The organism is Xenorhabdus mauleonii (assembly GCF_900113945.1).
In the GTDB taxonomy this organism is placed as follows: domain Bacteria; phylum Pseudomonadota; class Gammaproteobacteria; order Enterobacterales; family Enterobacteriaceae; genus Xenorhabdus; species Xenorhabdus mauleonii.
The window spans coordinates 204,819-218,155 of sequence record NZ_FORG01000006.1 but is presented as its reverse complement, the minus strand read 5'-3'; the positions used below and the strand labels follow the sequence as shown (position 1 = coordinate 218,155).

Annotated in this window: 11 protein-coding genes; 3 read left to right on the top strand and 8 right to left on the bottom strand. The window is 40.3% G+C overall.

The window, feature by feature from the left end; all coding sequences use genetic code 11:
• Nucleotides 1-552: 552 nt before the first annotated feature.
• The 3 genes from BM100_RS08510 to BM100_RS08500 form a co-directional block, all read right to left on the bottom strand.
• A complete protein-coding gene (locus BM100_RS08510) occupies nucleotides 553-969 on the bottom strand; it encodes a hypothetical protein (RefSeq protein ID WP_244590595.1) in 417 nt (138 codons plus the stop codon).
• The gene (locus BM100_RS08505) at nucleotides 966-2,831 is read right to left on the bottom strand and encodes an S-type pyocin domain-containing protein (protein WP_092509899.1); all 1,866 of its coding nucleotides are present in this window, start codon (nucleotides 2,829-2,831) and stop codon (nucleotides 966-968) included. The genes BM100_RS08510 and BM100_RS08505 overlap by 4 nt, the downstream gene beginning before the upstream one ends.
• Nucleotides 2,832-3,287: 456 nt before the next feature.
• Complete coding sequence (locus BM100_RS08500; protein ID WP_092509897.1) at nucleotides 3,288-3,857, bottom strand: TetR/AcrR family transcriptional regulator; 570 nt, start codon at nucleotides 3,855-3,857, stop codon at nucleotides 3,288-3,290.
• 107 nt (nucleotides 3,858-3,964) lie between these two features.
• Here BM100_RS08500 and BM100_RS08495 point away from each other — a divergent pair, with 107 nt between their 5' ends.
• The 3 genes from BM100_RS08495 to BM100_RS08485 all read left to right on the top strand — a co-directional run bounded on the left by BM100_RS08495 (nucleotide 3,965) and on the right by BM100_RS08485 (nucleotide 7,435).
• On the top strand, nucleotides 3,965-4,432 hold the full coding sequence (locus BM100_RS08495; protein ID WP_092509895.1) for a nuclear transport factor 2 family protein: 468 nt from the start codon (nucleotides 3,965-3,967) through the stop codon (nucleotides 4,430-4,432).
• A gap of 545 nt (nucleotides 4,433-4,977) precedes the next feature.
• Nucleotides 4,978-6,762, top strand: coding sequence for a GNAT family N-acetyltransferase (locus BM100_RS08490; protein WP_092509893.1), 1,785 nt, complete (start codon nucleotides 4,978-4,980; stop codon nucleotides 6,760-6,762).
• A gap of 208 nt (nucleotides 6,763-6,970) precedes the next feature.
• The gene (locus BM100_RS08485; RefSeq protein ID WP_092509891.1) at nucleotides 6,971-7,435 is read left to right on the top strand and encodes a GNAT family N-acetyltransferase; all 465 of its coding nucleotides are present in this window, start codon (nucleotides 6,971-6,973) and stop codon (nucleotides 7,433-7,435) included.
• Nucleotides 7,436-7,489: 54 nt separating this feature from the next.
• On the opposite strand, the gene BM100_RS08480 is transcribed toward BM100_RS08485, so the two are convergent.
• The 5 genes from BM100_RS08480 to treB form a co-directional block, all read right to left on the bottom strand.
• Entirely contained in the window at nucleotides 7,490-7,816 is a 327-nt protein-coding gene (locus BM100_RS08480) for a lysozyme inhibitor LprI family protein (RefSeq protein WP_092509889.1), read from the bottom strand.
• Nucleotides 7,817-8,296 carry a hypothetical protein gene (locus tag BM100_RS08475; RefSeq protein WP_092509887.1) on the bottom strand — a complete coding sequence of 160 codons (480 nt, stop codon included), beginning with the start codon at nucleotides 8,294-8,296 and terminating at the stop codon, nucleotides 7,817-7,819.
• Nucleotides 8,297-8,395: 99 nt separating this feature from the next.
• Nucleotides 8,396-9,748, bottom strand: a complete 1,353-nt coding sequence (locus tag BM100_RS08470; RefSeq protein WP_092509885.1) for a PI-PLC domain-containing protein — start codon at nucleotides 9,746-9,748, stop codon at nucleotides 8,396-8,398.
• Nucleotides 9,749-10,003: 255 nt separating this feature from the next.
• A complete protein-coding gene (gene treC / locus BM100_RS08465) occupies nucleotides 10,004-11,662 on the bottom strand; it encodes an alpha,alpha-phosphotrehalase (protein ID WP_092509883.1) in 1,659 nt (552 codons plus the stop codon).
• A 49-nt stretch (nucleotides 11,663-11,711) separates the two neighbouring features.
• Nucleotides 11,712-13,145 (bottom strand): PTS trehalose transporter subunit IIBC, encoded by a 1,434-nt coding sequence (gene treB, locus BM100_RS08460; protein ID WP_092509881.1) that lies wholly within the window; start codon nucleotides 13,143-13,145, stop codon nucleotides 11,712-11,714.
• Nucleotides 13,146-13,337: the final 192 nt, after the last annotated feature.

Here is a 13,337-nt window from a genome sequence, read left to right as displayed (position 1 = left end):
TAAATTTCATCCTTTGAATAGGAAAGATTGGCTATTATATACACATAATTGTGAGTGTATTTTTCAAATAAAATTCTTCTTAATATTTCATGATCATCTAAGTTCTCCCAGTTATCTATTTTATCTAATAATTTTTATCTGTCATCTCTTGTTAAATCAATATGTTATAATACTGATATATTTCCACCTAATATAGGATGCAAAATATCATTTGCTTGTTTCATAGTATATTGCTTATGGTTTTCCATCATGCTTATCTCTGCCTTTTATGAAAATTTTATCTGTTACAGAATAACGAGCTACATCAAAGTCTCTGATAGTAACATGCGGCCTCTCATTAGTGTTTTTATGCCCTACCGGATTCCACTCTATTTTTCCTTGTTTTCTATCTGGGCTGGATTAGCCCAAATCAGTTTGAAGTCATGAGAGATTAATCGAATCTCTTAACTTTCTGTACGGAAAAGAGAACCCTCTCCACGCGCCTTACTCAGTTGGTGTCCAACTTTTGAGGCGCAGTTCAATATTAATGGCTTTTTTCTTGTGTTTTAGACTTCACAGATCTTCATCCAGAGCAAATTCAATAGCTTCTTTTACACGATAATAATCTTTATTTGTTTGTGTAAACTCTGGACAATTTAGGATTTCATTAAATTTACTATTTCCTAAAATCTCTTTTATATCAGAAAACATAACATCTAGATCAGCAACTTGATCGCGAGGAGAGTTTTCTAAATCAACCGACAAATATCGTCTTTTAAAAAGAGATACTGCATCTTCTGGGTAATTATTTAATAAAATAGAGAATGCTTTAAGTTGATAGACTCTTAATGTAACTAATTTCTCTAAGTTATTTTTAAAATTCTCATCAGATTTAAAAGAATCTGAATCTTTCACACTAGTAATGCAATCGACCAATTCATAATAACTTTTTATAAATTTATCCAATATAACAGGGAAATCGTTTCTCACTTTTCTACTCTCCCATATTTAATAATGTCGTCTTCTGTAACATTATCCTTAATTTTCCAATCCATGACACCTCCTTTAGTTTTGCCCTTTAACTCGACGTTTTTTTTGCTTGTATCAATATCCATATAATAGTCAGCTCCTAAGGCTCCTGTGCTTCGTTTTATTGAGTCTGGATTTTTAGGATCAACTTTTATAGAGGTAACACTAATCCCTCCTCGTGAATCATTTGGATCATAGATGAATCCCTCTTTTTTGAATTTTTTATATTCCTTTGTTGACATAAATCGCCTTACAGTACCTGGATTTCTCGGTATACCATCGATTAACCCACTACCTTTATCATGATTACTACTCAAATAAACATAAATCGCAGGAATATTCGATATTGGGAAAATCAGAATATAATCGCGGAAATCCTTTTCCTGCGGGGCGGGAGTAGTTAGCTTAGTTGTCCCATTATCTCTTGCATCGGGTATCGGCGTAGATGTGCTATTCTCACCCAGCTTATTCGGATCCTGCTGTGGGTTGGCGTAAATGCTATCCCGCCAATCCCTCTGCTCCGGCATCGGGAGTCCCGGTGTCTGATCGTTGATTTTGGGATCAAGTACGGCCACTTTGACATTGGCGGTCGAATTCTGTGAAACAGGGTTATCAATATGCTGCTGGGATAATTCACCAGAAAGCGCATCCTGATACCAGATCAATGTCGGCGAGGAAGCGCCATCTTCCCAGAATTCATACCGATTTAAGGATTCGTTATGCTGCACATGGCGAACTTTGACTTTTTCCAACCCACTTTCTTTACTGGTATGGTATCCCACGGCAGTCAGTTGCCCGGTTTGGGGATTTTCGGCAAAACGGTAGCGGATACGGGTTGGCGCAGTGCCTTTCTTGTCGGCAATTTTTCTCAGATTTTCAAGATGCAATAAGCCCTTGTCACTGCCATCCCACCACTGCCGCAACATGACACCCAAAATTGTCGTGGACATACTGGCAAGGCGATATTCCTTGGATAAACCAAACTGAACCCCCTCCAGTGCTTGTATTTCATTATGGGATAACAGCGGCTTTGATTCCTTTTTATGTCCGTTATTATCCTGATTTGCTGCCGCTCCTATCGTTGCCGTCGTTTGAGCCTGTGTTTGTTGCACCATTTGTAGATAAGGCTCTATAAAGACCGGATTCGCTTCTGCACGCGGGAATATCTGATTACCTACCCAGGCAACTGCCTCGAAAATCAATGGGTCAGAATGATTCTTTCTGCCCTGCTCTGCCGTTTCCATCCAATCCGATTTCGGTACGGTTTGGTAAATTTGCATCTGTCCAAAATGGGTATGCGGTTCTGTTTCTGTACCCGCATCTGTACAACCCGCAGGTTGCAGGCAAGATTTGGCAAACACCGGATTCACAATTCGTTCAACGACTATCATATGTCGACGATTATGTTCAGGCATAACTGTTATGCCCGGATATTCGGGGTTAGCGTAATAATCTGTTTGCAGGGCGTCTTCTGTCCAGCCTTTAATTTTCGGCAGACCATCACTGAGTTCACCCGGCATAATCGTCGACAAAGAACCCAGTGCTTTTTTGATTTTCATGACGTCAGCAGTGGGTTTCTCGACCAATTGATCCGCCAGCTTTTGCGTTTCCACATGCAATGTCATCGGCAGAGGCGATAAGTCTTCTTCCCGCAGTATGCCCTGACCATCAGTAACGCCCTTGGCATTAATAACTCCATCCCGGCTTTTAAGAATATATGGAATACCCGCTAATGGCGTGCCCTGATTGTCCAATAACTGAAATTCCAGCCAGTATTTGAATTTACTGCAGGGAACACAATCTAATCTGCCTATATCACTCATTCGATTAAATCCTTCTTTGCACAGATATCCAAATTAATGCCTATAAATATTTCATTGGAAATATTTATAGGCATTAATTTGGCTATAATACGCAATTATCAGTAAATTTAATTGATGGGTTCCGGTTTTTTGATCTTTCAAGAAAAATCTTAAAAAAGATTGGTATCAGGCTGATAATATTGCTAAATAACTTCATACCCTAGCCGTGTGATACAGCAACATTCGAGATCATTTATCTCTCATGGCTGCGTAGCTCTCTTAAATTGCATTACGAATATACAAACTCAGATAAAATTTTCTGGGAGTATTTAAGGGGAATTATCAAAGAACAGCAGTAGAGAATTTGCAGAAGTTAGCCTCAGCGATTTAGCGACTTTTGTATTATTTTTATGGAGGAAAATAACCGGAACTTTGATTGAATTCCCATCATTAACTAGTTGGATTTTTTGGAATTGGCTATTTACCCAAAATCTCCGGATGTAATGACAGCCACTTTTCCAGCAGAGACACGACTTGGTCACTTTCCTCACCATATTGCGCCATGACAATGGCACCCTCAATGAGCAATGTGATTTGCTTGGCCAGAACCGATTTTTCAGATGTAGCCGGAAGATATCCTGCGAGGATCTCCGTCATTTCTTGCTTATGAGATTGCACGACACGCTGTATTTCTGGTAATGCCTGAGAGAATTCAACCGTAGAGTTGATAAAAGCACAGCCACGGAATTCTGGGTTGATAAACCATTTTCCCAATACAGCAGGCAGCGCTTTTACGAGCGTGCCATACACCGATATCTCAGCGGCTAATGTTGTGCTGAACCAGTTAATCCAGCGCTGATGCCGGTATTCGAGAAAAGCCATAATCAGATCATTTTTAGACGGGAAATGCCGGTAGAAAGTGACTTTGGTGACATTGGCTTCTTTGATAATGCGGTCTATTCCGGTTGCCCTGATGCCTTCCTGATAAAAGAGATCATGGGAAACTTGGAGAATGCGTTCACGGGCAGTTGAAATATTTTTTGACATGTTGGCTCCTTTAATAAAATTATCAACCAAGTAGACAGATCTGTCTACCTGTATTACGATAAAAAATGTAGACAGACCTGTCTACCTAATCAACCAGGAGTAACACTATGCAAGTTCGTCTCCCAACGCCTCCTTTCAGCAAAGAAACCGCAATGGAAAAAATTCGCTTGGCTGAAGATGCATGGAACAGTCGTGATCCACAGAGAGTTGCAGGGGTATATGCTCTGAATACCCACTGGCGCAATCGTGTTGAATTTGTTGATGGACGTGAAGCTGTTGTGGAGTTTTTACGTCGGAAATGGGCCAAGGAATTAGAATATCGGTTAATTAAGGAACTATGGACTTATGATGAGAACCGTATTGCGGTCAGATTTGCCTATGAATGGTGTGATGATTCAAGAAACTGGTATCGCAGCTATGGCAATGAAAATTGGGAATTTAATGAACAGGGGCTGATGATCAATAGATATGCCTGCATTAATGATATGCCGATCAGGGAAGAAGAGCGCCTTTTTTTATGGCCAATGGGACGCCGACCTGATGAGCATCCTGGGCTTTCGGAGTTAGGGCTTTAATTTTCAATTAAACCTAACCTGATTTAGTTTGAGACAATCAGTAGATATTGAGTAATTTCAGCGCTGAAAAATAGCTGTAATTTACTTTGTCAAAATCATGCTTGGTTAATATACCTGCCTCATATTTTCTGATTTTTATTATCTGAAATTTAGAGGCTTTTTTATTAATTTGTTTTTTATTGGTATTTTTCTTAAAAAAGTTAATAAATTAAAATTAGGTGGAATTAATGAAATGTTGCTTTTAAATGCCGAAGGTTTTTAATAAAGTGTTTGGCTTGAAGGGACAACACGTTAAAACTGATGAAATAAACTCCCCTGAAAATTAGAAATAATGAAAATCAAAGGGTTATTTGAATTGATGTGTTTTTTCTTGCTTTGATGATATAACTGCTTTTCACTTATTATTTGAATCCATATAACATTATTATATTAATGGATGGGTAAAAATAAGACGTAATTTCTTGTAAATTAGTTGTTCTTTTGCTTTTTTTGGTTTGCGATCCTTTGAATGCACAACATAATTATTAGGGAGTAACAATACAGTTATGGCACAAAAAATAACGTCTCTACCTATTCTGAAAGCAGCCAAAACGATTCTTGAAAGTGGTGTTGTTCCAGAACAGCCTTTTTTTATTTTTGATGCCGACAGCGTGCGGCAAAAAGTAAAAGTACTTCGTTCATCCTGTGCTAACTTTTTCAATAACTTTGAAATTTCTGCCTCACTGAAGTTTTGTTCGTTGGGGCTTTTCTGCCGCATAATGGCAGAAGAAGGCGTCAGTGCCGAAACTTGTTCCATTGAAGAAATGTACATGAGTTCTGCGGCAGGATTCCCACATCATCGCATCATGCTGGGTGGCCCACTGAAGTTATCCAGAGAACTTTCATATGCCGTTCAAAACGATATCCTTATTCAGGTGGATAGTGTTGAGGAATTGAAAAGGCTGGAAGAAATTGCCGCCAAGCAAGGTAGGCAGTGTGGCGTGGGTATTCGTCTTTCACATATGTATCGTGAGAGTAAGCCGTCCCGTTTTGGGGTGACTGAAGATGAGTATCTGACAAAAGTCTTACCGTTATTATCTAAATCCAGGACGTTGTATCTGGCTGGCTTTCATTTGCACACCGGCTCAAATCAATCCGGCTCCTATAAGTTAATCGAAAACCTGAGTAGCTGGTTGCCTTTTCTCGTTGAAAACCTCCCGGCAGGAGGGCATCTCAGCCTCGGCAGTGATTTTCCTGCGGAGGCATTTTCTGAAAGTTCGGAGATCGAAACGTTATCGCCAGAGGTGTTTTTTAGGAAAATCAACATATTGCTGGAAGGTGATGCCAGTGATTATTATAAAAAGTGGAAACTGATTTTTGAATCCGGTCGTTACCTCAGCGAAGACAATGGGTATCTGTGTGGCAAAGCTTTCGGCAGCAAGTGGCGCTATAACGCGGAAGTTATTCAGACGAATTTGGGGATGAATTGGGTTCCATCAATACATAAATCTGCCCATTCCTTTACGGTCATAGATGCCGGTTGCATGACTGAGCCAAATTATGCTCAGGTTGCTGCTGGCTATAATTGCGTTGAAAATGACACTTTCCTGCCGGTGGGACGGCACGGTTTCAGGCAAGGGTGCCATTTCCTTATCCGGGGATGTGGCGCGTATGATCTACAGACTGGCGCAGAGTGGAGCCGTCGGAAACCCGCTGTATATGCGTTACTGGATGGCAAGATTGAACTTGCCCGAGTACAGCAGCCAGAGTCTGAGCTATTTCCCCGCGATCTGCTACACAAGCGCGATTCTATCATCGTCAATGCGTATTTAGCCTTGGTTACTCCGTCACGAAATTATGCTCGTGGCCTTTATACTATTATCAATGAACACCGTGATTACTTTAGTCAATTTATGGCATGGCCGCGCTATGTGACCTGTGAGAACGATACTGCGGAATTCATGGACTCATGTCAGCTCTCACACCAAAAAAGCGAAGGAAAGACGTATATTATTTTGCACCAGAATGCACCGGTGGGTTTATTGTCATTCAATAGTATTGATAGCGGAAATAAAACCGCTTATATAGGTTACTGGCTCGATCCTCAAATGCAGGGGAAAGGTATCGTCACGGAATCATTGAATGCGCTGATTAGCCATTATTCTGACAAGGATATAATTAAGCGATTTGTCATCAAATGCAGCGTTCAGAATGCAGCCAGTAACAATGTAGCGAAACGTTGCGGTTTCCAGTTTGAGGGTAAACTGCACTATGCTGAATTACTTAATGGGATTTTTCATCACCAGAATATATATGCAAAAATTGCCTCAAAAGGTGTGGAAGAAAATTAAATTATCAGGCAGTGAAACTATTTTTATTCCGGTATTACCAGAGAATTGATGTTAATCATAATGAACTCAACAACATATAGGTATATACCCTATTAACTCAAAGTTTCAGGAAGCAACGTATTATCATTCCGCGTCGCGGGATGATAATACATGCACCTTGAAGTACGACGCGTATATCAACTAATAAGGCATTAAGGAAAGGTAAATTATGCATGAAAACTTTCATTGGATAAAAGAAGGTTATAAAGTCTCAACAGATAAATCGCTATTAAATATTACAGCCATTCATCAATTTCTTGCACATTCATCAGGTTGGGCTAATGGAATTGATCACGAAACAGTAAAGTGCTCGATTGAAAACAGTCTGACATTTGGGCTGTATAAGGATAACACCCAAATAGGTTTTGCCAGATTTGTGACGGATTTTGCTACCTTCGGCTACCTATGTGATGTTTATGTATTAGAAGAATATCAGAAACAAAAATTAGGTCGTTGGTTAATCGAATGCTGCCAAACTCATCCGGCGATACAGCGGTTACGAAGAATTATGCTTGTTACATCAACGGCGCCTTGGCTATATGAAAAATTTGGTTATTCTCCCGTTAATTCTGAACATCATGTTTGGCAAATAGCGCGTCCGGATATTTATAAGCAAGGGCAAAATGGTTGTTAGATATAAAAAACTCAAGGAAAGAAAATCTCTCCTTGAGTTCCTGAATCTTTGCCATTAAATGGGTTTATCTATCGAGTTATACAGCGTATCCAATTGATTGATGCGTTGATGATAACTCTGCATTAAGCAAGCGGTATCACCTTTGCATTTTTGGCGCTGCTTCAACCATGCTGTTTGGTTATCATACATTTCGCCTGAAACGCCCATCGCGAACAACCCTCGCAGAAAGTTATATTTCACACTCATTTCCACATCCAGATCATTCAGCTTCTTGTTTGCGCAAATTGCTTTTTCATCAGGTGCCTTGGCTTTTGCACAGTCAAAACTGGCGGCAAAACTGAATGGCGACAGGAGCAGTAGCATCAACCAGAGAGATTTCATTTAGTTCTCCTTATGAGGCAGAACAACAGGCCCTGGGCCAGTTTGCAACTTGGGCAGCACTATTTTTTCGAATGTAAAAGAGTGTGCTTTACCTGTCGCATCCAATTTGCAGGTAAATCGAATATCATGCCAATCCATGCCTGTCCGGTACATGCCTATACCAACCAATTCAGAAGCCGATGTCAGTTTTATATCATCTGGTGATACCTCACCAAGAAAAATTTTGTCAGCATCTTTATGCTGTTTTTGAATAACAGGCAAAGCAAAAGGGCGGCAAATAAATTCAGCGACTTTTTTGGTATCAGACCAACTTTCTACGTCTTTCAGTGCAGACTTATCTGTGACGTGTTTACTAATCTGCTTTTCCAGATATTTTTTCTGGCTTAAAGATAATTGATTCGATGGTGTTTGCGCTTGTGCGAGAGAAGACAAGAGTAGACAGCTAGCGCCAAAATAAATTAAATATTTTGAAGAAAACATAATGGCATACCCCTTGTTTGAGATTAAAAAAGTATGACACAGATTTTGAGAGTATGCCATTGTACGAATATATTCAGTATAAATATAATGTTAACTTTTCTATTTTGGCTTATAGGAGAAAACTGTCCAATTGATGGCGAGAGCAAGAGTTGCTACTAAGTCATCTTTCACATTATCAATATGAATAATATTAGGATATATTGTTTTTGTCATGCGGGGGTATATAGTTTGAATTAAATTCTCATTTGCATAATCAGCTAACTTCTTGATGCTGTAGGAATCAACCACATTACATGTTGATACTTGTACGCCTTCTTGAGTTAAAGTCCATGATAATAGGAAATATTGTGAAGGAGAATGTTTATTCATTTTATCGATTTGATCTTCGGTCATTTTATATAAGTCACTTGTATGTGAATACTTATCATACATATTTATATCACTAATATAAAAGAATCCTTTATTCTTATATTCTCCCAAATCAATATAGGTTTTTTTGTTTTCAGCAAGGAATAAGACCGCTGGGCGAGTTCCATTGTTTGTCAGCTTATTGACGGTTAATTTTGTAATATTATTTGAACCATCATGATGATACAGATGATTGACAGTAGATAATTTCTTGAATAATTTAAACCATTCTTCTTGATTAAATTTACGATAAGACTGAAAAAAACCCACATCTAAAGTTAGGGAGTGGTCAAGCCTGAGTATAATGACTTCATTATGGTTTTTTGTGAACTCATTAATACCATCAATGATAGAATCAAGCGACTCTCCGTTAGCGCCTTCCCATATGTTAATTATTTTTGAATAGTGTCCAGTATAAAATTTAGCATTTTGGATGACTGGCCTGATATCAAAATAGCGTATACCTAATTTCAATTGCCCTAAAACATTATGTGTCTGGGTTAACGTATTGCATGCGCTGGCCAACAGGGTTTTCCATGTCACACTACTCATTCCGGCATCGTGGGTGCCTGGAATGCATACTGCATCCAATGCGTGATCCCCCAATATATTTCGGTGATCTTGCATCCAAGATTCCGTTTTTATACTAGGCCCTATATAATGACCAGACTCACCAATGAAAAATAATAGGTAGGTGTTTTTAGATCTTCTGGGGAGTATTACTACTGAACCTTTTGCTTGGTTTTCTGTTTCTAGATTTTCTAGATAAATTTCTAAATCGGGGTCTTTAGCACCATCAATTTTTCCACGAATGGTGAAGGTGCTGTTTTGTGAATCCATTATTTGGTATTTTATTTCAAAATAATCATTTGTAATTGTATTCTCTGAATTATAAATGAGATTTAATATGAAGATGCTTCTGGGTTTTATTAATTTTTCCTGTTCTGGATATGCAACCTTTATATTCGGTAAGTGCTCGTCAATCACTTTCCAGTCATGAAGTGTGCTGTTCATGACAACAATATCTTTCTGCCACCATGACATAATAATATCCCCTTGTTTGCAAGTGATGATATGTTTTTCTATTTTAATTTAAGTATAGCAGATGCTATCAAATGTCAAACTTACTCTGAGGATATTTCTACAGCGAAGGAATATTGTTTTGTTAATTGGTTATTTTATTTTTCGTTAATTTATTTAATATTTTTTAGATGTACGCATCCCTTTTTTTAAAGGGATACGTATTTATTTATTTTACCAGTCATTTATTATGAGAATGGCATTGCATAATAAATGGTTTTATGAAGTGGAAATTAAGTACGCGGCCTCATAAGGTCTGATTTCATAATCTTTATTGATGGAAAACGGATAATTACTGATTAATACTTGCCATTCTTTATCTGCCAGCGAAGGTGCCGGAGACCACAATTGAGTCTCATTGCTCAGGTTGGCGATAACCAGTAAGGTTTGATTCTGCCAACGGCGCAAATAACACCATAGTGACGGATGCTCAGGAAGCAGATCCAAATAATCGCCGTAGATCAGAATAGGCTGCTGTTTTCTCAACTTAATCAGATCGCGGTAGCAATAGAAGACAGAATTTTTATCCTGTAATACGGCTTCGGCATTGATTTCTGAGTAATTACTGCAAAGGCCAATCCACGGTGTACCTGTTGTAAAACCGGCATTTGCTGAATTATCCCATTGCATAGGGGTTCGGCTATTATCACGGGATTTCTGCGCCAGAATTGCCAGTATGTTTTCTGGCTGCATGCCTTGTACTATGCGCTCGTGATACATGTTCAGGCTTTCGATATCCCGATAGTCTTCAATATGCGTGAAATGCGGGTTCGTCATGCCAAGCTCTTCGCCTTGAAAAATGTATGGCGTTCCCTGCATACCGTGCAACACCATAGCCAGCATTTTGGCCGATATATTGCGCAGTTCATTTTCATCGCCAAATCGCGAAACGATGCGGGGTTGATCATGATTGCACCAGAAGAGCGCATTCCAGGCCTTTTGGTGCATTCCTTGTTGCCAGGTTGAGAAAATCTTTTTCAATTCCACATAATCTGGTTTGGCGCGAGTCCATTTTTCCCCATTCGGGTAATCAACTTTCAGGTGATGGAAATTAAACGTCATGGACAGCGCTGTTCCATCCAATGCACTGTAGCGCTGGCAGTGCTCAAGGACTGTGGAAGACATTTCACCGACAGTCATCAACCCCTTGGGCTGAAAAACATCACGGCTCATCTCTTGCAGGAATTCATGTATCCGGGGGCCATCGGTGTAGAATCGGCGCCCATCCCCACGATCATCATCAGGATAATCTTGTTGCTTGGAAACAAGATTCACGACATCCAACCGCAATCCATCTACGCCTTTATCGGCCCAGAATTCGCAGATTTTTTTCAATTCAGTGCGAACAGGTTCATGCTCCCAGTTCAGATCGGCCTGTTCTACAGCAAACAGGTGAAGGTAGTACTGCTGGCTCTCTGCATGCCATTGCCATGCATTACCGCCAAATTTAGATTTCCAATTGTTGGGCAGGGTGCCTTCAACGCCATCTTTCCAGATATAAAACTGACGATAAGGGCTGTGAATATCCTGAGCGGCCTGAAACCATGGATGTTGCGTGGAAGTATGGTTAAAAACCATATCTAAAATAATGCGGATGCCTCGTTGATGGGCGTTTTGCACCAAGTTATCAAAATCCGCCATAGAGCCGTAATCGGGGTTGATGGCACAGTAATCGGCAACATCATAGCCATTATCAATTTGTGGAGAGGGATAAATGGGGGTGATCCAGATAGCATCCACACCGAGTTGCTGCAAATAGTCCAGCCGTCGGGTGATCCCGTTGATATCCCCCGTGCCTTTACCTGTGCTGTCCTGAAAACTTTTTGGATAAATTTGGTAGATAACGCTGTCCATCCACCACGGTTTTTGTTCGGTCATATTTATACCTGTTAATTTAATGCGCTTGATCGGATTTTTATTGATTACATTAACTGGTTATTTCATTGGCCTGAGCTGCTTTGCGCTCATTTCTGCGATACGCCAGAATGGTCAGCAACATTGGAATAACTATGGCAACAAGCATTGCGACCAAATAAATCATCCAGAACTGGGGCTTAATGGAAAGGATCCCAGGGATACCGCCAACGCCAATACCATTGGCTGTCACGTGATTGAAACCACAAATTAAACCAGCCAGACTCGCGCCTATCATCGCGCAGAACATCGGATAACGATATTTCAGATTAATACCGTACATAGCAGGTTCAGTAACACCCAGATAGGCTGAGATGGCTGCCGGAACGGAAATCTCCCGCTCTTTCTGTTTTTTGCTTGCCCAGATAATGCCAGCGACAGCAGAGCCTTGAGCGATATTGGAGAGTGCAATAATCGGCCAAATTGGGGTTCCCCCGGTGCTCTGTATCATTTGCAAGTCGATTGCCAACGTGGTTTGGTGTACACCCGTAATGACCAGCGGAGCATAGAAGAAACCGAACAGAGCCGCCCCGATGGGAGCAAAGCTGCCTGTCATTAACCCTTTCACCGCCCAAGCGACACCATCACCGATAGCACGGCCGGCTGGGCCTATCAGGGCGTGGGCAAGGAAAACGGCCAGTAATAACGAAACAACAGGGACAATAACAAGATAGAGGTAATCCGGAATCAATTTTTTCAGTCGGGTTTCAATCCAGCCCAACGTCAGGCCTGCCAATAGGGAAGGAATAACTTGAGCCTGATAGCCGACCTTGGCAATGGTAAACCAACCGAAATCCCAAACCGCGGGGGTTTGTTGGCCCAAGAGATAAGCATTCATTAATTGTGGGGAAACCAGCGTGATCCCCAGAATAATCCCCAGAATAGGGGTGCCTCCCATTTTTTTAACGGCAGACCAACAAATGCCTACCGGGAGGTAGAAGAATATCGCTTCACCGATGAGCCAGAGGAAATCATAAATACTTTGCCAAACAGGATAGATTTGTGCGAGTGACTTGCCATTACTGAATGGGATATCGCCGATTAGGTTGCGGAAACCGAGAATCAAACCGCCGCTGATAAGTGCAGGCAGTAATGGGAAAAAGATCTCGGCAAAATGTGAAATTGCATTTTCATACCATTTCATATTTTGACGAGCGGCTTGTTTAACTTCTTCTTTATTGGCGGATTCTTTGCCCGTAGTTTCAATAAGGGCTTTATAATAAGCATCCACATTTGTCCCGATAACCACCTGAAATTGACCAGCATTGGTGAAACAACCCTTAACCATAGGCAATTCTTCAATGGCTTTGGTATCGGCTTTTTCTGGTGCATTGAGAACAAATCTGAGGCGGGTAATACAATGGCTGACGGAGGCGATATTCTCTTTTCCGCCGATTAAAGTAATAAGTTTATCAATATCCTTTTGATCTATAGATTTTTTCTTCATGCCTTTTCTCCTTGGTGTGGCAGGAGTGATAAATAATGGGATTTTCTCTCTACAATGCGATTAACAGAATGATTATGCTCGTGATGAGATAATGGATAGACTGAAATAATAGCAAATTTATCCTAGTCAGATTTCACGCCTTTTAATATGAAAATATGTATTGTTTGAGTTTTGGATCACACTTTGTACTAT

Bases quoted from the DNA above. Each gene is read 5' to 3' on its own strand.
- BM100_RS08505 (WP_092509899.1), bottom strand. From the start codon at position 2,831: ATGAGTGATATAGGCAGATTAGATTGTGTTCCCTGCAGTAAATTCAAA.
- BM100_RS08500 (WP_092509897.1), bottom strand. From the start codon at position 3,857: ATGTCAAAAAATATTTCAACTGCCCGTGAACGCATTCTCCAAGTTTCC.
- BM100_RS08495 (WP_092509895.1), top strand. From the start codon at position 3,965: ATGCAAGTTCGTCTCCCAACGCCTCCTTTCAGCAAAGAAACCGCAATG.
- BM100_RS08490 (WP_092509893.1), top strand. From the start codon at position 4,978: ATGGCACAAAAAATAACGTCTCTACCTATTCTGAAAGCAGCCAAAACG.
- BM100_RS08485 (WP_092509891.1), top strand. From the start codon at position 6,971: ATGCATGAAAACTTTCATTGGATAAAAGAAGGTTATAAAGTCTCAACA.
- BM100_RS08480 (WP_092509889.1), bottom strand. From the start codon at position 7,816: ATGAAATCTCTCTGGTTGATGCTACTGCTCCTGTCGCCATTCAGTTTT.
- BM100_RS08475 (WP_092509887.1), bottom strand. From the start codon at position 8,296: ATGTTTTCTTCAAAATATTTAATTTATTTTGGCGCTAGCTGTCTACTC.
- BM100_RS08470 (WP_092509885.1), bottom strand. From the start codon at position 9,748: ATGTCATGGTGGCAGAAAGATATTGTTGTCATGAACAGCACACTTCAT.
- treC (WP_092509883.1), bottom strand. From the start codon at position 11,662: ATGACCGAACAAAAACCGTGGTGGATGGACAGCGTTATCTACCAAATT.
- treB (WP_092509881.1), bottom strand. From the start codon at position 13,145: ATGAAGAAAAAATCTATAGATCAAAAGGATATTGATAAACTTATTACT.